We start from the raw sequence: 17,833 nt of genomic DNA on the forward strand, positions 1-17,833 counted from the left end.
GCGGAAGGGCCTGTCAGCGGCGATTCGGTCTCGGGAGTTCGAATAAGATGATGGTCATCATTTATTCCAACGATCGGACATGCGCAACTGAATCTGATCTCAGGCGGCAGTCCGAGCGAGGAAGGCGAGCAGAGCTGCGTTGAACTGCGCCGGCCGCTGCAGCGGTGCAAAATGGCTGACGCCGGGCAGAAAGATCAATTTTGCCCCGGGAATATGCCGGACAAGATAATCGGCGTGTTCGCGCTTGATGAACTCATCGTGCTCGCTGTGCACGATGGCAACAGGCACATTGATCTCTGTGAGATCGGCAATGGTGTAGTTCGGCTCCGTCCGCTGCATCAGGCCGACAGCCTCGACGAAGGCATCGAACCTATCCGGCGTGGCGGAAAGAGCTGCGTAATCCTTCGTATGGCGGGAGAAGCAGCGCTCGATAATCGGCGTCGCCACGAATTCTTTCGTGCCGCTCGCGTCCATGTTGCAGGCAAAGAAAAAGACGCCGGAAACGCGCTCCGGATGGGTTTTTCCAAGCACCATGCTGATGCAGGCGCCGTCGCTCCAGCCGGCCATGGCGGCCTTGTCGATCTTCAGCCTGTCCATGACGGCGAGAACGTCGGAGGCCATGAGCTCATACGTGTATGGTCGCTCGTCGCGTGTGCTGCGGCCATGGCCCCGGCTGTCGACGACGATAACCTGATGGCCTGCGTCGATCAGCGCCGGCACCTGATAGCCCCAATTGCCGCTGTTTCCGAGCCCGCCATGCAGGAGGATCACCGGTGCGCCGCTGCCATAGGAAGCGTACCAGATACGCGCGCCATCATGATCGACATGGCCTTCCACCTCGGTTTGCGGCAAGGGCGCGGCCCCTTCGGCTTCGAAGCGATGAAGCTCATCATCGTGAAATTCCATACCCACCTCCCATTGCGCCATCTCCTCTTGACAGCCATGCGGCGAGACTAGTCGATGCCGGCGCGTCTTTTCAACAGGCTACGGTCATATCGTTGCTAGGTGCTCGAAAAGATCGCGGGCGGGCGATGGCAGCTCTTCGAGGGAGCGGGCGCAGATCGAAAGCCGACGCGTCGCCCACCGGTCGGTGAGACGGAGGGCCGCAATTTTCGCGGATCGGCTGCAGCGTCGTGCTGCCGTTTCGGGTACGATGCCGATGCCGATGCCCCGGCCTGCCATCTCGCAAATGGCCTCAAATGTCCGCATCCGCACCCGCATTTTCAATCGGCTGCCGAGTCGGGCGGCCTGCGCGTCGATATGATCCTGCAGCGCTCCGCCTGCGAGCCCGACGAAATGCTCGTGCAGGATTTCTGCAAAAGCGATCTGCTTTGACGGCGCGAGCGCATGGTCGCGAGACATCACCACCACGAGGCTGTCGATCGCGAAGGGCCGCAATATCAGGCCGGAGGTATCGGCCGCGTCCGACAGGATACCGATCTCGGCCAGCCCGGACGAAACGGCCCGGGCAATCTCGATGCTCTGGCGCTCTTTGAGATCGATGTCCGTTCGCGGGTTCCTGGCCATCCATCCGGCAAGGCGCGGCGGCAGGTATTCGACAATCGCCGCGGTGTTGGCGAGAAGCCGGACGCTAGCGCGCAAGCCGCTGGCATGTTCCCCAAGCTCGCCGCGCATCTGCGTGAGCTGCCGCTGGATCAGCCGGGCATGATGGGCTAGCGCTTCGCCAGCGGGCGTCGGGCTCACACCGCGTCGCCCGCGCTCCAGCAGCTTTACGCCGCCATTCACCTCCATATCCCGCAGCCGCTCGCTGGCAGCCGGCAGCGAAAGCCCGACATCGGCGGCTCCATGCGTGATGCTGCCGGCATCGACGACGGCGAGGAAAAGGCGAAGGTCGGTCAGGTCAAAGCGCATGAAGCGGAGATTACCGCATCTCCAGACTTCGGAACAGCCGAAGGCTGGCTTCGCATCATGCGCATTGTGCCGGTCTTTGTCTCTGCTACTGAAAAGGCATGATGGATCATTCGATATGGCTCGTCGCGGCGATCTTCGCGACCTTCTTCGTCGCCGGCACTGTCAAGGGCGTCACCGGCATGGGGCTGCCGACTGTGGCGATGGGAGTTCTGGGCACGCTGATCTCGCCGCTCGTCGCGGCCAGCCTGCTGATTGTCCCGTCTTTCGTTACCAATGCCTGGCAGCTGCTGGCCGGCCCTAGTTTTGGCTCACTTGCCCGTCGTTTCCTTCTCTTGGTTCTTGCCGTGGTCATCGGAACCTTCGCCGGCTCATATTTTCTTGCCGCCGCCGATACGCGTCTGACGACCGCCGCGCTGGGTGCGGCGCTCATCGTCTATGCCGGCCATGCTTTGTTCGCCCGTCAACTGCATGTGCCCGCAAGGTTCGAGCCACTGCTATCGCCGCTCGTCGGCGGGGTCACTGGTCTGCTCACAGGGGCGACCGGTGTTTTCGTCGTGCCGGCAGTACCCTATCTGCAGTCGCTCGGACTGGAGAAGGAGGAGCTGGTTCAGGCGCTCGGCCTTTCCTTCACCGTGTCTACCGTGGCACTGGCCGCAGCGCTTGCCTGGCACGGCGCCTTCCGCATCGACAATCTCGCGCTCTCCGCCCTGGCGATCGTGCCCGCGCTTGCCGGCATGTGGGCCGGCCAGATCATTCGCAATCGCGTCAGTCCTGCCACTTTCCGCCGCTGGTTTCTGATTTGTCTGCTGGTGCTTGGCGCAGAGATGATCGTCAAAGCCGCTTCTTGAGGCGGTTTCATATTGCTGGGTTGCCCTACGGGTACCCATATGCTTCCGAGTTTGTTTCAAGGTGAGGCCTGACCGATCGATGGAAAGAGAGCAGCAAGAGATTTCCGATGACCATCCGCCGGCCGATGCCCTGCTCGTCGTCGATGTGCAGAATGCCTTCGTGGAGGGGTCGAGCGCGGTTCCTGGCCATGCCATCCTGAGAGCAATGGTCGAGCTCCTGTTGGACAAGGCACGCTCGGCATGGACGCCGGTTATTTTCCTGCAGAATGATGGTCCGGCCGGTGCACTGGACGAACCGTTTCAGCCGGGATGGAAACTCTATTTCCCACCTCTGTCGGGCGAAGTGGTCATTCGGAAAACGGAGGATGATGGTTTCGAGGGCACCGATCTCGACGCCATTCTGACCGCTTTCGGTGTGAAGAATCTGGTGATCTGCGGCGTGCTTTCGGAGATGTGCATTGCCGCAACGGCGCGGGCGGCGCTTGAGCGCGGCTATGGCGTGCTGTTGCCGCATGATGCGCACGCCACCTATGATGTTCCCGCTGGGCCGGGCTCGCAGGGCGTGCCCGCAGCCATGGCGGCAAGGGCGGCGGAGTGGTCTCTTGGCGACGAGATCAGGATCTGCGCTTCGGCACGCGAGGTTCGTTTCAAAGAGCGGGCTTAGTCGCAGGTCTCGCCTCATCAATGCAGGCCGCTCTTGAATGTCGCGTCGAATCGTAATAATTGAAGTTACATGAAACGCGATAGCCGACTTTCCTCCGTTCTCCACGCTCTGCTCCATATGGCCGAGCAGGAGGGGCCGCTGACCTCCGAAACCTTGGCGCAATGCATGCACACCAATCCGGTCGTCGTGCGCCGCACCATGGGCTTGTTGCGCGAGGTGGGCATTGTCCGTTCCGCCAAGGGGCATACCGGCGGCTGGACTATTGCGGCCGATCTCAAAAGCGTCACGCTGCGCCAGCTGCACGAAGCGCTCGGCGAGCCTGCCGTCTTTGCCATCGGCAATCGCAACGAGACGCCAGAATGTCTGGTCGAGCAATCGGTCAATTCCGTCCTCGATGATGCTTTTGCCGAAGCCGAAGCCTTGCTCCTCCAGCGCTTCGAAAACGTCACGCTGGCCGATCTCGCCGGCGAATTTGCGCGGCGTCATGCGCAGTGGCGCTCAGAAAGGACCCCGTCATGAGCCACGACGTCATCGTCATCGGAGGCAGCTACGCCGGAATGGCGGCCGCCCTCCAGCTTCTCCGTGCCCGCCGCAAGGTGCTGGTCATCGACGCGGGCAAGCGGCGCAATCGTTTCGCCGAGGAATCCCACGGCTTTCTCGGCCAGGATGGCATCAACCCCGGCGAGATCGCCCGCAAGGCGCGCGAACAGCTTTCCGCCTATCCGACGCTGACCTGGGTCGAGGGCATGGCCGAACAGGCCGAGGGCGAGAAGGATGCCTTTGCGGTCACTACGGCAGACGGCATGCGTCATGCCGGTCGGCGCCTTCTCTTCGCGACCGGCGTCTCCGACGCCTTGCCGGATATCGAGGGACTTGGCGAACGCTGGGGCAAGAGCGTGTTCCATTGCCCCTATTGTCACGGCTACGAACTCGGTCAGGGCCGTATTGGCTGCATCGCCACCGGCCCGATGTCGCTGCATCAGGCGCAATTGCTGCCGGAATGGGGCGAGGTGACGTTCTTCCTCAACGGCAGCTTTGTTCCGGATGAGACGCAGCACGCCGATCTCGCCGCACGCGGCGTCACGATCGAGGCGGCACCCATCGCAAGGCTGGAAGGAAAGGCCGATGTTCGGCTAACCGATGGACGGCTGCTGCCGTTTGCCGGCCTTTTTACCGCATCGCGCGTGTCGCCCTCGAGCCCGATTGCCGAACGGCTCGGCTGCGCGCTCGAGGAAACGCCTTTCGGCACCCAGATCCAGACGAATGCCATGAAAGAAACGACTATCTCAGGCGCTTTCGCTTGTGGCGACGCTGCCCGTATCCCGCATTCAGTGTCGCTCGCAGTCGGCGACGGCGCGTGGGCGGGTGCACAATTGCACCGGTCGCTGGTGTTCTAAGCCTGGTTTCGAAGGGGCCGGCGGCCACCGGCGTTCTTGTCTTATTCCGCTTCCGGCACCTTCACGATAACCGTTTCATCCGGTCCGATGGACCTGCCGTCCTGTGCCCGGATGTCGAGCTGCACCGGCTGTCCCGTGGCACGATCCACCAGCAGCGAATGTTCCTCGGCCGGTGCAAAGAGATGGCGCTCGCCGAACTTCCGCAATGCCACCATCACCGGGAAGAGATCCTTTCCCATCGCTGTCAGGTGATATTCCATGCGCGTGCCGCCTTCGCTTGTTGGCACAAGCTCCAGGATGCCGCTCGCGACAAGCGTGCGCAGGCGCTCGGTGAGAATATTCTTGGCGATCCCCAGGCTCTTTTGAAACTCGCCGAAGCGCGTCAGCCCGTCGAAGGCGTCGCGCACGATCAGGAGCGACCACCAGTCGCCGATCACGTCGAGCGAACGCGCGCTTGGGCAATAGTCACCCTTCAGGCTTTTCCGCGCGACCATCGCCTTAGCCCTTCCGGTCTTTTGTCAGTAGAAATGGTTGCATGATTAAACCAATAATGTTACTCGGTCGATGGTTTCATTATTAAACCAAAGAATCGGGAGTTTTGCAATGACGATCGATCAGGACGCGCCGCCGGCAGGCAGCGCGAAGGACATTCTGCGCCCTCATTCCTCGCGAGAGGGTTCGTCCAAGGGTGCCGAATACTCGGGAGAGGCCAATTCGCAGCTGACGCGAGCGACGATTTTCCTGTTTGCTGTCGCGAGCGGCCTTGCTGTCGCTAACGCCTATTTCGCCCATCCGCTTCTCGATGTCATGGCCGATGATCTCAAGCTGTCGCGCACGGTTGCCGGCCTCATCGTCGGTGCGACGCAACTCGGCTATGGGCTCGGCCTGATCCTCTTGGTGCCGCTCGGCGACCTTGTCGACCGGCGCAAGCTCATCATCGTGCAATCGCTGCTGAGTGTGGTAGCACTCGTCTTTGTCGGCTTCTCGTCCAGTGCCGCGATGCTGCTCGCCTCCATGGCTGCGGTTGGTTTTCTGGCCGTGGTCACACAGGCGCTCGTTGCCTATGCGGCGAGCCTGGCGCAACCCGCCGAGCGCGGCCATATCGTCGGCCTGGTCACAAGCGGCATCGTCCTTGGCATCCTGCTGGCGCGTAGCTTCGCGGGAACGCTGACCGACCTCTCCGGCTGGCGGACCGTCTACATTGTCTCGGCCGCGCTGACGCTGGTAATCGCGCTTCTCCTCTGGCGCGCGCTGCCGCGGCAGGAGAAGCCGAAGGGCGGACTCTCCTATTTCGGTCTCATCCGCTCGCTCGGCATCCTGCTCGTCGAGGAGCCGGTGCTGCGCATCCGCGCTGTCATCGCCATGCTGATTTTTGCCAATATAACCACCTTGCTGGCGCCACTCGTCCTGCCGCTGACCGGGCCGCCTTACTCCCTGTCCCACACCCAAGTCGGCTTGTTCGGCCTTGCCGGCGCCGCGGGTGCGCTCGGCGCCATCAGGGCGGGGCGCTGGGCCGACCGTGGCCATGGCCAGCGCACGACAGGCATCGCGCTTGTTCTCATGCTCTTTGCCTGGCTACCGATCTCGATGCTGGATCGCTCTATCCTCTGGCTGATTTTCGGCGTGCTTGTCATCGATTTCGGCTTGCAGGCGGTGCACGTTACCAATCAAGGCATGATCTATCGCGTCAGGCCTGATGCGCAGAACAGGCTGACCGCCGCCTACATGATCTTCTACTCCATCGGCAGCGCCGTCGGCTCCTCGACAGCGACCATCATCTATGGTCATGCCGGCTGGACGGGCGTCTGCATCTCGGGTGGGGTTATAAGCTTCGCAACGCTTCTCTTCTGGGCGCTGACCTTGCGGGCAACGCCTGAGGTGGCGACACGGAGCGTCGATCACAAAAATAGCTAGTTTTCCGGCGGGGAAGCCGAGCCCAGCTGCTCTTCCAACAATGAGAGCACCGCTCGAATCCGGGGCGGAACCGGCCTTATTGCGGGATAGAGCGCATGCAGATCGAATCCCGGCACGGCGAGCTCGGGCAGCAGGCGAATCAGCCTACCGCTCGCCAGATCTTCGGCGCAGACCGGCTCCTGCAGGACACCAATGCCGGCTCCATCCAGCAGCAAGCGGTGCAGCGGCCGCCAGTGGCTGGTGCTGAGCACAATATCGATAGGGGCAAGTTCGGTCCGTCCCTCCGGGCCGATCAACGGAAGCCGTCCGCTGTTGAACAGGCTGGAAACCCGCAGGAAGGGGTGGTCGGCAAGCTCGTCGGGTATCGTTGGCACCCCATGCTCATCGAGATAGGCAGGCGAGGCCACGAGCACACGGCCGACATGGCCGAGCTTGCGGGCAATGAAGCTGCCTTCGCCAAGATCGCCGAGACGCAGCGAGATATCGACGCCCTCCGTCACGGGATCGACGATCCTGTCGTTGAGGATCAGCTCGATCTTCAGCAGCGGATGGCGCTTGCGCATCTGCAGCAGGATCGATGGCAGCAGGACCTCGCCGACGCCATGCGGCGCTGCGATCCTGAACGTACCGCGGAGCGACTGATCGCCATTCGCGACCGTCAGGGCATCGTCGGCACTTTCGAGAACTTGCTTGCTGCGCTCATAAAAGGCGGCGCCGACATCGGTGACGGAAAGCTTGCGGGTGTTTCTGAGCAATAGCCGCGCACCGAGATATTGCTCCAGCCGATCAATGCGCTCGCTGACGGCAGGTTGACCCATGCCGAGATCGCGGGCGGCGGCCGACATGCTGCCCCTTTCCACCACTCTGACATAGACGCGCATCGCCACCAGCAGATCCATGCGCCCCAATATATCGGTTCAGCCGATAAATGTAAGTGGATGATGCCGTCTGGTGGGGAAGCGTTCGATCGCCGAAAACGGCGTTCAAACAGCAACCACAGGTCAGGCTCATGAGCGATATAAGGCTTTACATGTTTCAATCGGGCACGCAGCGCTGCAAGGCGCACGATATCAGGATGAATCAGGGTGGCGACGCCGATTGCGAAATCCCGGTTCCCTGGTTTCTGCTGACGCATCCGAAGGGTAATGTCGTCATCGATGGCGGACTGGCTGCTGAAGGTCTGACCGATCCGCGCGGCTATTGGGGCGATGTGATCGATAGCTATCAGCCTGTGATGACCGAAGAGCAAGGATGCGTCGCGCAGCTGGCGAACCTCGGCATATCCGGTGAAGACATCCGCTTCGTCGTGCTGTCCCACCTGCATTCCGATCACAGCGGCGCTATCGGCCGTTTCCCGAACGCGACCCATATCGCCCAACGTCGCGAATATCGCTACGCCTTTGCGCCGGATTGGTTCGCCGCCGGAGCCTATGTCCGAAAGGATTTCGACCGTCCCGGCTTGAAATGGCGCTTCCTGGAGGGCGACGCGACCGATGGCTACGATCTCTATGGCGACGGCGTGCTGCGGATGATCTTCACGCCGGGCCATAGCGTCGGCCATCAATCCTTTCTCGTGCGGCTGTCGAACGCAGGCGCGATATTGCTGGCGATCGATGCCGCCTATACGCTCGATCATTGGAACGAAAAAGCGCTCCCCGGTTTCATGGCGTCCGCCGTCGACACGGTGCGATCCGTCGGCAAGCTGCGTGCGCTTGCCGAACAGACCGATGCGCTGGTGGTCACGGGGCATGATCCCGAGGCGTGGCCTCGGTTCAAGCACGCCCCGGCCTATTACGATTGAAGGCGCATCCCTCCGATTAGCCTTGCTCGCCTGATGGTGCTCGTTCCGTATCGAAGAACTGTGCTCGATGCTGACGAACCCATTCCTCGACGCCCGTCGGCTGGAAATCCTCCAGGCCGGCTTGCGGCCTGAAGGGCTCGGCCAGCATAGCATCCGCCTCTTCCGGATGCGATGCGAAGAAGCGGAATTTCGAGGCGACGCGGCGCCCTGTTCCTGGCCCCATCGCGGCATCGACATCCCGCTCGAATTCGTCGAGCGGCTGCTGGCGATAAGCAATCCGGCGACCAAGCCCCGCACCGATGCGCGTGACAAGCTCGTTTCCATCAACGCTTTCCGGCCCGGCGATGCGATGATCGCCTGATACAATGCCCCGTTCCAGAAGAGTAACAGCGGCACGGGCGCAATCGTCGACCGAGGTCCAGGCGATCCGCTGGGATTCGGCAATCGGTGGCGCAAAGATCCCATGTTCAATGATGTCCTTGCGCGCCGAAGGCTTCAAGAGATTGTCGAGGTACATTGTGGGGCGAACTGTGGCGAAGGGCAGGCCTGACGTGCGGATGATGTCTTCGATCATGGCGTTGGCGGCGAAGCTCGGTTCCGCACAGGGCGCTGGGCGACTGGCGCTGGCAAGCTTGAGGACGACGGATTTCATGCCGGATGCGAGCGAAGCCGATATCGCGTTGTCGGTCTGGATACGCATATCCGCCTGAGATCCGATCGGGATCTGCAGCACGGCATGTGCAATGCCGACGCTGGCGGCGCGAAGCGAGGCGGCATCGCAAAGATCCGCCTCAACAAGCTCGACGCCGAGGGCCGAGAGTGCGGCGGCGCGCTCCCGGTCTCGCACAAGCGCCCGAACCTTGAGGCCACGCTGCAACGCGGCGTGGACGACGGCGCTACCTTGAACGCCGGCTGCGAGATAGACGAGGATAGGCTTGGATCGATCGATCATGGACATACAACGGCTCCTTCGAACATGGTCTGCCGAGGGAGCATCGTCAAATGGCTACCACCCGCAGACCCGAAACGCGCACGAGGCGCAGGGACTGTCGGGGTATCCGCGCAAGCGCGGAACAGAGCTTCTCCATTGAGGGAGAAGGGCCTGGGCCTACCGAGACCAAGCCAGCCATTTTCGACGGACGATATCTAGGTCGGCTTCACGGATGCTGTCAATAGATAGGTACGCGCGCGACGCAGGACTTGCCTTACGGCTGAGGCAGCAGCGACCTGATCCTCTCGGCATCGTCAGGCGTTGCCGGATTGTAGACGATCATGCTGAGATCCGTCCGGCCATCGACCGAAAAGGCCGAATACTCGAATGCCAGCGGGCCGAGGATGGGATGGCGTATATGTTTGACGGCTTCGGTATGGGTGCCAGGAACATCGTTTTCGCGCCACATGGCCCTGAATTCCGGGCTGATGCGGCAAAGTTCCGCCACGAAAGGCTCGATCTCACTCGATGCGCCCGCGCGCGCTGCATCGACGCGGAATGCACCCAGGGCGAAACGGGCGACGCTTTCCCAGTCATATTGCACGGCGCGCGCACGCGGATCGAGAAAGATATAGCGCAGAATGTTGCGTTCTTCCGGTGGCAGCGATCCGTAATCGATCAGCATCACGGGTGCTGCCCGGTTCCAGGCGATGACGTCCCAGGTGGCGGTCCGGATAATGGCGGGACTCGGCTCCAGCGCATCGAGCACGCGCTGCAGCCGCGGCGTAACGCCATCATTCTTGCGATAGCGCGCTTCCGGCGGACGTCCGAGGCCAAGCAGGAACAGGTGCTCGCGCTCCACTTCCGTCAGCATCAGCGCGCGGGCGATCCGGTCGAGCACGTCGGCGGAAGGCGCACCGCCACGGCCCTGTTCCAGCCATGTGTACCAGGTCGGACTGATATTGGCGCGCTGCGCCACTTCCTCGCGCCGTAGTCCAGGCGTGCGCCGCCGTTCGCCGGCAAATCCCAGGGCGGATGGGTCGAGTTTCGCGCGGCGGTCCCTCAGATAGGTCCCGAGCGCGTTTTCGGTTTCGATGAGATCGGTCATCCTGTTAGTGTCTTTACTATGATAAGGTCACTACTTTACCAGAATAAACGATAGGCACAAATTTGTCTCCGACGAAATAAGGAGACAGTGCATATGCGTATATTCGTTACCGGTGCGACCGGAAATGTCGGCTCGCATGTCGTCAGGGAATTGATCGGTGCGGGCCATCAAGTGCTCGGCCTTTCGCGCTCGAAGGAAAAGGCGGTTGCACTCGCCGCTGCCGGCGCCGAAGTCCTTCACGGCACGATCGAGGATGCGGCCATCCTGAAAAGCGGCGCTTCGCAATCCGACGGCGTCATCCACCTTGCCTTCAACCATGACTTCACGAGATTCGCCCAGAATTGCGAGGATGATCGTCGAGTCATCGCAACGCTGGCCTCTGCGCTTGCCGGTTCCGCCCGTCCGCTGGTCATTACGTCGGGCACGCCGATCGCCAACACGGTGCCGGGCGAGCCGGCGAAGGAAGATAATCCGATCGTCCGCTCCGATAGGCATCCGCGTGCCGCCACCGAGGAGGCCGGGATATTAGCGAGTGAAATCGGCGTCAATGTCTCGGTCGTGCGCCTCCCGCAGGTGCATGATCCGGTCAGCCAGGGGCTTATTACACCGTTGATCCAGATATTCCGGGAAAAGGGTGTCTGCGCCTATGTCGGAGATGGATCAAGCCGCTGGCCGGCGGCGCATTTTACCGATGTCGGCCGTCTTTATCGCCTCGTCGCCGAGCGCGCTGAACCCAATGCCAAATATCATGCGGCCGCCGAGGAAGGCGTGCCCATGCGCGATATCGTCGAGACGATCGGCCGCCGCCTGAACCTGCCGGTCAAGTCCGTCGCCAAGGAGGAGGCGCAGGATTATTTCGGCTGGCTCGCCCTGTTCGCGGGACATGACATGCCGGCTTCCAGCGCCAAGACGCGCCAGACGCTAGGCTGGGAGCCGAAAGGTCCGACGCTGCTTCAGGATCTTGCAGAGCTGCAGGTTTCCGCAGCGTAATGCCGGTGCCATCGGCCACGGTCCGCGGATGATCGAAGTCTGGCTGAGCATGTATTCGAAAACCCGGCCGACCCTTCGGCCGGGTTTCATCTTTCAGGCTGCGATCCAGAAAGCTCCGGAGTCAGGCATACGGTGTCCCGGCAAGAGCGGCGTTGACACCGGCAAAACCTCGGTTCAGGACGCTCGACAGCGCTGCCTCGGGCCTTCCGTTTTCGCGAAAGGCGCGAAGCGCCTCACCATAGGCGGTCACCAGCGTCGCCATCAGCATGGTGCTGGCGAGCCGCGCCTCTGGATCGGAAGCGGGCCGGCCCACGGCGTCGGACAGCATTATCGAGAGATCGCCGGCAAGGCTCACCTGCAGTCCGCATGCATGCGCCGTCAGTGCCGGGCTCTCCGCCACCATGCGCCAGAATGCGATAGGCCGCTCCGTGATCCTGAACAGGGGATGCTGCGTCTCCACCAGTTCCCGCATCAGCGCCTGGAAGGCGTGCACCGGCGGTGCTCGGCCACGATCGGCAATCGCCTCGCGCACCAGCTCCAGCACCTCATCCTCGCGATCGAAAACCAGATCCTCCTTGCGGCGGAAGTAGTTGAATACCGTCTTCCTGGCGACTTCCGCTTCATCAGCGATGTCGGCGACGGAAACCTTGTCGAAGCCATGTTCGACGAAGAGGCGTGTTGCGACATTGGAGATCGCCTGACGCGTCATCTCCTTCTTGCGGTCCCGGAGTTTGATTCGGTTTGACATAGCGATATTTATACCATAAGTAAATTTATACCGGGTATAAAATTGTGCCACGATCACGAAATCGGTGAAATCGGCACAGGTTTTATGGCTGTCCTGTAGCCGGACCGTCGCCCGCTCGAATGGAGATTGGCTTTTTCCACCGACTCGCGCCGGCTGGGACCCCTGGAAGCCGGAATGTCTGGCGCCCTCGCGGCGCTGTTCGCTTGAGGAATTCTCTTGATTTATGATGTCCTGATCGCCGGCGGCGGACCTGTCGGCTTGTTTCTCGCCTGTGAGCTGCGTCTCGCCGGTCTCTCCGTATTGGTGCTGGAGCAGGCCGAGGATCCGCGCTCGCCTCTAAAGCGCCTTCCCTTCGGCATGCGCGGCCTTTCGGCGCCGACCATCGAAGCCTTCTATCGTCGCGGCCTGCTGGGCGATATCGCTGCACCCAAAACTCCGAAGGACGGTTCGGGCGATCGCGCCGCATCGGCTGCGCACTGGATGCATCAGCCGCGCCGCCCCGGCGGCCATTTTGCCGGTATCCAGTTCTTCCATGACAATATCGATGCCTCGAAATGGCCCTATCGCCTGCCAAGCCCGGCCGGCACCAGCATGATGGTCGAGATGGAAAGCTTCGAAACGATCCTGGCCGCTCGCGCCGAGGCGATGGGCGTCGAGATCAGCCGCGGCTTCGGCGTCGAGAGCTTCGAGCAGTCGGATGAAGGTATCTCCGTCTGCGCCGGAGGCGAGACCTTTCGTGGGCACTGGCTCGTCGGCTGCGACGGCGGCCGCAGCATCGTTCGTAAGGCTGGTGGCTTCGAATTTGTCGGCACCGATCCCGAATTTACCGGCTATTCTGCTGACGTCGAGATCGCAGACCCGGGCAAGCTTCAAACAGGCCGCCACTACACCGCGACGGGCATGTACACTTTTTCGCCGCCCGCGACGATCGCGATGGTCGACTTCGACGGCGGTGCTTTCCACCGGACCCAGCCGATCACGCTCGAGCATGTGCAGTCGGTGCTGCGCCGTATCTCCGTCACCGAAGTCACTCTAACGGCAGTCAAGCTTGCCACCACATGGACGGACCGCGCCTACCAGGCGACCAGCTATCGCAGAGGGCGCGTTCTGCTTGCCGGCGATGCCGCGCACATCCATTCCCCCTTGGGCGGCCAGGGCCTCAACCTCGGTCTGGGCGACGCGATGAACCTTGGATGGAAGCTTGCCGCCGTGATCCGTGGCGATGTGCCGGACAGCCTGCTCGATACCTATTCCAGCGAGCGGCATCCCGTCGGAGCGCAGGTGCTCGACTGGTCACGTGCGCAGGTGGCGCTCATGCGGCCGAGCCGGAGCTCGCGGGCGCTCGAGGCGATCATCCGCGATCTGATCGATACCCGTGATGGCGCCACCTATTTCGCCGAGCGCGTCTGGGGCGTTTCTCTCCGCTATGATCTCGGCGACATCAATCCGCTTGTCGGTCGCAGCGCTCCCGATTTCGAGTTGGCCGACGAGGCGAGGCTTGGCGACTTCTTGAGAGCAGGCAGAGGCCTGCTGCTCGATTTCACCGCCAACGCATCGCTTGAGGCGCTTGCCGGTCGCTGGGGTAACCGGATCGCCTATCTCGCCGCGGACAATGTCGGGGACCGGCTTGACGTGAATGCCTTGTTGATACGGCCAGATGGTGTCGTCGCCTGGGTGTGCGAAGCTGAACCCGATATCGAGGAAGCCGCAAAGGCCGCGCTGCGATGGTTCGGCGAACCGGAGCGCGCATCTGCCTGAGAAGCGCTGCGTCCGGAGCATGAGATAAGGTGCGTGTTTGGCGAAGGTCATGGCCGATGCTATGCGAGCGGGCAAGCATCCGGAGCATGGCTCGGTGGAAAACCGCGACTGACGCGGATCAGGACACCAAACAGATCGGAAAAGAGGTTGTCATCCGCCTCTTGAGCAGGATGTTCTCTATCTCTGTAGTATAGGTAGTGGTCAATGGCGGACAAGGTGGGATTCGAACCCACGGTACGCTTTCACGCACACACGCGTTCCAGGCGTGCGCCTTAAACCACTCGGCCACCTGTCCATCTGCACTTTCGCATCCGATAAAGGAGCTATTGTGGGAACGGCGCGATATATACCGATGAATTTTCTAGGATCAACCCGAATCTGACAGTTTTTTGACTTCTGGACAAAAAACTCTGCGTCTCATCCCCATTGCGCTTATTTCGCGCTCCACTTATCTAAAGAAATGGATGAGGCGGCATAAGACCGGTCTGCCCGCAAAGGCGTGACGTAGTTGAGTATCGGGAGGAGTTTATGCGTTTCCTGTTGCGTTTTACCAGCCTTGTCGCACTGGTGGTGGCTGTGATCGCGGGCACCATCGATTCCATTCAATCCGTGGCGGCTTCCGCCGTGGTCATGACCCCGATGGGCGATGCGTGGAACGATGTCAGCCCTTCATCGCTGGCAAGCCTTCGCTCGACCATCGCCTATTATGTTCATCCCCGCTTCTATGACTTGGCGATGCAATGGCTGCTGTTTCAGCCGGCCTTTGCGGTCTTTCTAGTGATCTCGCTGCTTCTGTGGGTGATTGCCTATAAGCGTCGGCCCGTTGCCGGACGCTTCAGCGCCTGAAAGGGGCTGCGTTTCGCTCTGTGCCATTTGGGGATTTTGGTGACGTCGGAGAATGTCTGGCGATGGGCTTGCAGCTATGCCGTGGTGAGCAAAAGGGGCGATTGCGGAGAGCTGACCGGCAGCTGTTCTGACCAATAAAATTGCAGTTTTGGCCCGAAATTGTTTAAAAAAAGGGTCGTTTGGATGGGTTTTCACCAATTCCCACAAATCTTTACCAACTGAAAAATTTCTCGTGAATTTTTCATGCAGCCATGCAAGGATGCGCGCCAGCTTGGCCTCGGGGAGGTCGGCGGTTCCGCAGACTTGCCCGGTCAACGGGCTTGCGGGAGGACCCAACAAGATAGAAACAATAGGGCTGCACCACATGAAAAAATCCCTTTTGACCCTTTTCGCCCTGGCTGCCATGTCGGCAACGGCGCTTGCGGCCGATATCAAGCCGGCAATCGTTTACGGAACCGGCGGCAAGTTCGACAAATCCTTCAACGAAGCTGCCTATAACGGCGCCGAAAAATTCAAGAAGGAAACCGGCATCGCTTACCGCGACTTCGAGCCGACGGGCGACACCCAGGGCGAACAGGCGCTGCGCAACTTCGCGAGCAAGGGCTTCAATCCGGTTATCGCTGTTTCTTTCGCATGGACCTCGGCACTTCAGAAGGTTGCTGCCGAATATCCGAAGACCGAATTCGTCCTGATCGACGACAGCCTTGACCTGCCGAACGTCCGCTCGGTCAAGTTCAAGGAAAACGAGGGCTCCTATCTCGCCGGCGTCATGGCTGCCATTGCATCGAAGTCCGGCAAGATCGGTTTCGTCGGCGGCATGGACATTCCGCTGATCCGCAAGTTCGAATGCGGCTACGAGCTCGGTGCGCGTGCCACCAATGCGAAGATCGAAGTTTTCCAGAACATGACCGGCACGACCGGCGCTGCCTGGAATGACCCGGTTCGCGGCGGCGAACTCACCAAGAACCAGATCGACCAGGGCGCGGACGTTGTCTACGCGGCTGCCGGCGCGACCGGCCTCGGCGTGCTGCAGACTGCCGCCGACAATAAGAAGCTGTCGATCGGCGTCGATTCGAACCAGAACTACCTGCATCCGGGTTCCGTTCTGACCTCCGTCGTCAAGCGCGTCGACCTCGCCGTTTACAATGCCTTCAGCGACGCCAAGAACGGCAAGTTCACGCCTGGTACGCAGGAACTCGGCCTGAAGGAAGACGGCGTCGCCGTCGCTATGGACGACAACAACAAGTCGCTCGTCACTCCGGAAATGCAGGCTGCAGTCGACAAGGCCCGGACCGATATCGTCGCTGGCACCATCAAGGTCCACGATTATCTGACCGACAACGCCTGCCCGAAGAACTGATATGAAATGAGGGCGTATGACGGGACAAAAACGTCATACGCCCTTTTCTTATCCGGAAACCGGTTTCTGGAGCCCCTATAGTGAGCCAAATCTCTGCCATCGAGCTCGTGGGCATCGACAAGAAGTTCGGTGCTGTCCACGCCAATAAAGATATCAACCTGACCGTCGCCAAGGGCTCGATCCACGGGATCATCGGCGAAAACGGTGCCGGGAAATCGACTCTCATGTCGATCATCTACGGATTCTATCAGGCCGACAGCGGCGAAATCCGCATCAACGGCAATCCCATCGCCATCCGCGACAGCCAGACGGCAATTGCATCCGGTATCGGGATGGTGCACCAGCATTTCATGCTGGTTGACAATTTTACCGTCCTTGAAAACGTCATGCTGGGCGCCGAAGGCGGCGCGCTTCTCGCCAAGGGGGTAGCGGCCGCACGTGCCGAACTCAACCGGCTGGAAAAGGATTATGGCCTGGAAGTCGATCCGGATGCGTTGATCGAAGAGCTCCCCGTCGGTCAGCAGCAACGCGTCGAGATCCTGAAGGCGATGTATCGCGGCGCCGAGATCCTCATTCTCGATGAGCCCACCGGCGTCTTGACGCCGGCGGAAGCGGACAATCTTTTCCGCATCCTTCGCGTCCTTCGCGATCAGGGCAAGACGATCATCCTCATCACCCATAAGCTGCGCGAGATCATGGCGATCACCGATACGGTGTCGGTCATGCGCCGCGGCGAGATGGTGGCCACGCGCAAGACGGCGGAAACCACCGTCGAGGAACTGGCCGAACTGATGGTTGGCCGCCGCGTGCTGCTGCGCGTGGAGAAGGGTGAACCCAATCCGGGCGAGATTCTGCTCTCGGTGCGCAATCTCACCGTCAAGGACGGTCGCGGCGTCACCATGGTCGACAACGTCTCCTTCGACGTTCGCGCCGGCGAGATCGTCGGTATTGCCGGCGTTGCCGGAAACGGCCAATCGGAATTGCTGGAGGCGATCGCCGGTATCCGCAAGCCGGCCTCGGGCGAGATCCTTCTGCATGGCAAGCCGATCGGCAATGCCGATCCCGCAGCACTTCGCGACCTTGGCCTTGCCCATATTCCAGAAGATCGCCATCACATGGGCCTCGTCCTAAAGTTCGAGGAGTATGAGAATTCCATGCTCGGCTATCACCGCGACCGCAAATACGGACGCGGTGGCATGCTCGATCTCGATGCCATGCGCAAGGATGCCATCGAAAAGATCGAGAAATACGATATCCGCCCGCCGAACGCGCGGCTGAAAACAGCCAATTTTTCCGGCGGCAACCAGCAGAAGATCGTCGTAGCCCGTGAGATCGAGCGCGATCCGAAGGCTCTGCTGATCGGCCAGCCGACGCGCGGTGTCGATATCGGCGCCATCGAATTCATCCATCGCCGCATCATCGAAATGCGCGACGCCGGCAAGGCCATCCTGCTGGTTTCGGTGGAGCTGGATGAGATCCGTGCGCTTTCGGACCGTATCCTCGTCATGTTCGCCGGCCATATCGTCGGTGAGAAGTCGGCTGAGGCCGGTGAACAAACACTCGGCCTGATGATGGCCGGCATTGCCGCGTGAGGCG

At 61.2% G+C, this 17,833-nt stretch carries 18 protein-coding genes and 1 tRNA gene; 11 read left to right on the forward strand and 8 right to left on the reverse strand.

All coding sequences use genetic code 11. The features are described from left to right. Positions 1 to 99: 99 nt before the first annotated feature. Positions 100 to 906: an alpha/beta hydrolase gene (locus tag FHT73_RS25015; protein WP_183715602.1), complete on the reverse strand. Its 807-nt coding sequence runs from the start codon at positions 904 to 906 to the stop codon at positions 100 to 102. Positions 907 to 990: 84 nt separating this feature from the next. Next, the gene (locus FHT73_RS25020; protein WP_183715604.1) at positions 991 to 1,872 is read right to left on the reverse strand and encodes a LysR family transcriptional regulator; all 882 of its coding nucleotides are present in this window, start codon (positions 1,870 to 1,872) and stop codon (positions 991 to 993) included. Between the two features lie 98 nt (positions 1,873 to 1,970). Between FHT73_RS25020 and FHT73_RS25025 the strand changes: the two genes are divergently transcribed. From FHT73_RS25025 to FHT73_RS25040, 4 genes are all read left to right on the forward strand, one after another. Further along, entirely contained in the window at positions 1,971 to 2,720 is a 750-nt protein-coding gene (locus FHT73_RS25025) for a sulfite exporter TauE/SafE family protein (RefSeq protein ID WP_183715606.1), read from the forward strand. Positions 2,721 to 2,799: 79 nt separating this feature from the next. After that, positions 2,800 to 3,384, forward strand: coding sequence for an isochorismatase family protein (locus FHT73_RS25030; RefSeq protein ID WP_183715608.1), 585 nt, complete (start codon positions 2,800 to 2,802; stop codon positions 3,382 to 3,384). Positions 3,385 to 3,453: 69 nt separating this feature from the next. Continuing rightward, positions 3,454 to 3,903 (forward strand): Rrf2 family transcriptional regulator, encoded by a 450-nt coding sequence (locus FHT73_RS25035; protein WP_112412786.1) that lies wholly within the window; start codon positions 3,454 to 3,456, stop codon positions 3,901 to 3,903. Further along, positions 3,900 to 4,781: an NAD(P)/FAD-dependent oxidoreductase gene (locus tag FHT73_RS25040; RefSeq protein ID WP_183715610.1), complete on the forward strand. Its 882-nt coding sequence runs from the start codon at positions 3,900 to 3,902 to the stop codon at positions 4,779 to 4,781. Before FHT73_RS25035 ends, FHT73_RS25040 begins: the two co-directional genes overlap by 4 nt. Positions 4,782 to 4,822: 41 nt before the next feature. Here FHT73_RS25040 and FHT73_RS25045 read toward each other — a convergent pair whose 3' ends face one another. Beyond that, positions 4,823 to 5,275 (reverse strand): helix-turn-helix domain-containing protein, encoded by a 453-nt coding sequence (locus FHT73_RS25045; RefSeq protein ID WP_112414852.1) that lies wholly within the window; start codon positions 5,273 to 5,275, stop codon positions 4,823 to 4,825. Between the two features lie 109 nt (positions 5,276 to 5,384). Between FHT73_RS25045 and FHT73_RS25050 the strand changes: the two genes are divergently transcribed. Beyond that, complete coding sequence (locus FHT73_RS25050) at positions 5,385 to 6,695, forward strand: MFS transporter (RefSeq protein WP_183715612.1); 1,311 nt, start codon at positions 5,385 to 5,387, stop codon at positions 6,693 to 6,695. On the opposite strand, the gene FHT73_RS25055 is transcribed toward FHT73_RS25050, so the two are convergent. Then, a complete protein-coding gene (locus tag FHT73_RS25055; protein ID WP_183715614.1) occupies positions 6,692 to 7,594 on the reverse strand; it encodes a LysR family transcriptional regulator in 903 nt (300 codons plus the stop codon). The two genes, FHT73_RS25050 and FHT73_RS25055, sit on opposite strands and share 4 nt — an antisense overlap. A 110-nt stretch (positions 7,595 to 7,704) precedes the next feature. Between FHT73_RS25055 and attM the strand changes: the two genes are divergently transcribed. Beyond that, positions 7,705 to 8,496, forward strand: coding sequence for an N-acyl homoserine lactonase AttM (gene attM / locus FHT73_RS25060; RefSeq protein ID WP_112610766.1), 792 nt, complete (start codon positions 7,705 to 7,707; stop codon positions 8,494 to 8,496). Between the two features lie 16 nt (positions 8,497 to 8,512). Here the strand turns inward: attM and FHT73_RS25065 are convergent, their stop codons facing one another. After that, positions 8,513 to 9,454 (reverse strand): NmrA family NAD(P)-binding protein, encoded by a 942-nt coding sequence (locus FHT73_RS25065; protein WP_183715616.1) that lies wholly within the window; start codon positions 9,452 to 9,454, stop codon positions 8,513 to 8,515. 247 nt (positions 9,455 to 9,701) lie between these two features. Continuing rightward, positions 9,702 to 10,535 carry a helix-turn-helix transcriptional regulator gene (locus FHT73_RS25070; RefSeq protein ID WP_112399439.1) on the reverse strand — a complete coding sequence of 278 codons (834 nt, stop codon included), beginning with the start codon at positions 10,533 to 10,535 and terminating at the stop codon, positions 9,702 to 9,704. Positions 10,536 to 10,628: 93 nt separating this feature from the next. On the opposite strand from FHT73_RS25070, the gene FHT73_RS25075 reads away from it, so the two are divergent. Next, positions 10,629 to 11,525, forward strand: coding sequence for an SDR family oxidoreductase (locus FHT73_RS25075; RefSeq protein WP_183715618.1), 897 nt, complete (start codon positions 10,629 to 10,631; stop codon positions 11,523 to 11,525). Between the two features lie 121 nt (positions 11,526 to 11,646). Here the strand turns inward: FHT73_RS25075 and FHT73_RS25080 are convergent, their stop codons facing one another. Next, entirely contained in the window at positions 11,647 to 12,273 is a 627-nt protein-coding gene (locus FHT73_RS25080) for a TetR/AcrR family transcriptional regulator (protein ID WP_183715620.1), read from the reverse strand. A 216-nt stretch (positions 12,274 to 12,489) separates the two neighbouring features. Between FHT73_RS25080 and FHT73_RS25085 the strand changes: the two genes are divergently transcribed. Further along, a complete protein-coding gene (locus FHT73_RS25085) occupies positions 12,490 to 14,031 on the forward strand; it encodes an FAD-dependent monooxygenase (protein WP_183715622.1) in 1,542 nt (513 codons plus the stop codon). A gap of 205 nt (positions 14,032 to 14,236) precedes the next feature. Here FHT73_RS25085 and FHT73_RS25090 read toward each other — a convergent pair. Continuing rightward, positions 14,237 to 14,326 (reverse strand) — tRNA-Ser (locus FHT73_RS25090). A gap of 233 nt (positions 14,327 to 14,559) precedes the next feature. Between FHT73_RS25090 and FHT73_RS25095 the strand changes: the two genes are divergently transcribed. The 3 genes from FHT73_RS25095 (at position 14,560) to FHT73_RS25105 (ending at position 17,829) form a co-directional block, all read left to right on the forward strand. Further along, positions 14,560 to 14,877 (forward strand): hypothetical protein, encoded by a 318-nt coding sequence (locus FHT73_RS25095; RefSeq protein ID WP_183715624.1) that lies wholly within the window; start codon positions 14,560 to 14,562, stop codon positions 14,875 to 14,877. Between the two features lie 364 nt (positions 14,878 to 15,241). Then, positions 15,242 to 16,237, forward strand: a complete 996-nt coding sequence (locus FHT73_RS25100) for a BMP family ABC transporter substrate-binding protein (protein ID WP_041677159.1) — start codon at positions 15,242 to 15,244, stop codon at positions 16,235 to 16,237. A gap of 80 nt (positions 16,238 to 16,317) precedes the next feature. After that, positions 16,318 to 17,829 carry an ABC transporter ATP-binding protein gene (locus tag FHT73_RS25105; RefSeq protein ID WP_112399443.1) on the forward strand — a complete coding sequence of 504 codons (1,512 nt, stop codon included), beginning with the start codon at positions 16,318 to 16,320 and terminating at the stop codon, positions 17,827 to 17,829. The last annotated feature ends 4 nt before the right edge of the window (positions 17,830 to 17,833 follow it).

Source organism: Rhizobium sp. BK098 (genome assembly GCF_014193155.1).
Taxonomy (GTDB): Bacteria; Pseudomonadota; Alphaproteobacteria; order Rhizobiales; family Rhizobiaceae; genus Rhizobium.

Coding starts and splice junctions, on each gene's coding strand:
- FHT73_RS25015 (WP_183715602.1), bottom strand. CDS start 906: ATGGAATTTCACGATGATGAGCTTCATCGCTTCGAAGCCGAAGGGGCC.
- FHT73_RS25020 (WP_183715604.1), bottom strand. CDS start 1,872: ATGCGCTTTGACCTGACCGACCTTCGCCTTTTCCTCGCCGTCGTCGAT.
- FHT73_RS25025 (WP_183715606.1), top strand. CDS start 1,971: ATGATGGATCATTCGATATGGCTCGTCGCGGCGATCTTCGCGACCTTC.
- FHT73_RS25030 (WP_183715608.1), top strand. CDS start 2,800: ATGGAAAGAGAGCAGCAAGAGATTTCCGATGACCATCCGCCGGCCGAT.
- FHT73_RS25035 (WP_112412786.1), top strand. CDS start 3,454: ATGAAACGCGATAGCCGACTTTCCTCCGTTCTCCACGCTCTGCTCCAT.
- FHT73_RS25040 (WP_183715610.1), top strand. CDS start 3,900: ATGAGCCACGACGTCATCGTCATCGGAGGCAGCTACGCCGGAATGGCG.
- FHT73_RS25045 (WP_112414852.1), bottom strand. CDS start 5,275: ATGGTCGCGCGGAAAAGCCTGAAGGGTGACTATTGCCCAAGCGCGCGT.
- FHT73_RS25050 (WP_183715612.1), top strand. CDS start 5,385: ATGACGATCGATCAGGACGCGCCGCCGGCAGGCAGCGCGAAGGACATT.
- FHT73_RS25055 (WP_183715614.1), bottom strand. CDS start 7,594: ATGGATCTGCTGGTGGCGATGCGCGTCTATGTCAGAGTGGTGGAAAGG.
- attM (WP_112610766.1), top strand. CDS start 7,705: ATGAGCGATATAAGGCTTTACATGTTTCAATCGGGCACGCAGCGCTGC.
- FHT73_RS25065 (WP_183715616.1), bottom strand. CDS start 9,454: ATGTCCATGATCGATCGATCCAAGCCTATCCTCGTCTATCTCGCAGCC.
- FHT73_RS25070 (WP_112399439.1), bottom strand. CDS start 10,535: ATGACCGATCTCATCGAAACCGAAAACGCGCTCGGGACCTATCTGAGG.
- FHT73_RS25075 (WP_183715618.1), top strand. CDS start 10,629: ATGCGTATATTCGTTACCGGTGCGACCGGAAATGTCGGCTCGCATGTC.
- FHT73_RS25080 (WP_183715620.1), bottom strand. CDS start 12,273: ATGTCAAACCGAATCAAACTCCGGGACCGCAAGAAGGAGATGACGCGT.
- FHT73_RS25095 (WP_183715624.1), top strand. CDS start 14,560: ATGCGTTTCCTGTTGCGTTTTACCAGCCTTGTCGCACTGGTGGTGGCT.
- FHT73_RS25100 (WP_041677159.1), top strand. CDS start 15,242: ATGAAAAAATCCCTTTTGACCCTTTTCGCCCTGGCTGCCATGTCGGCA.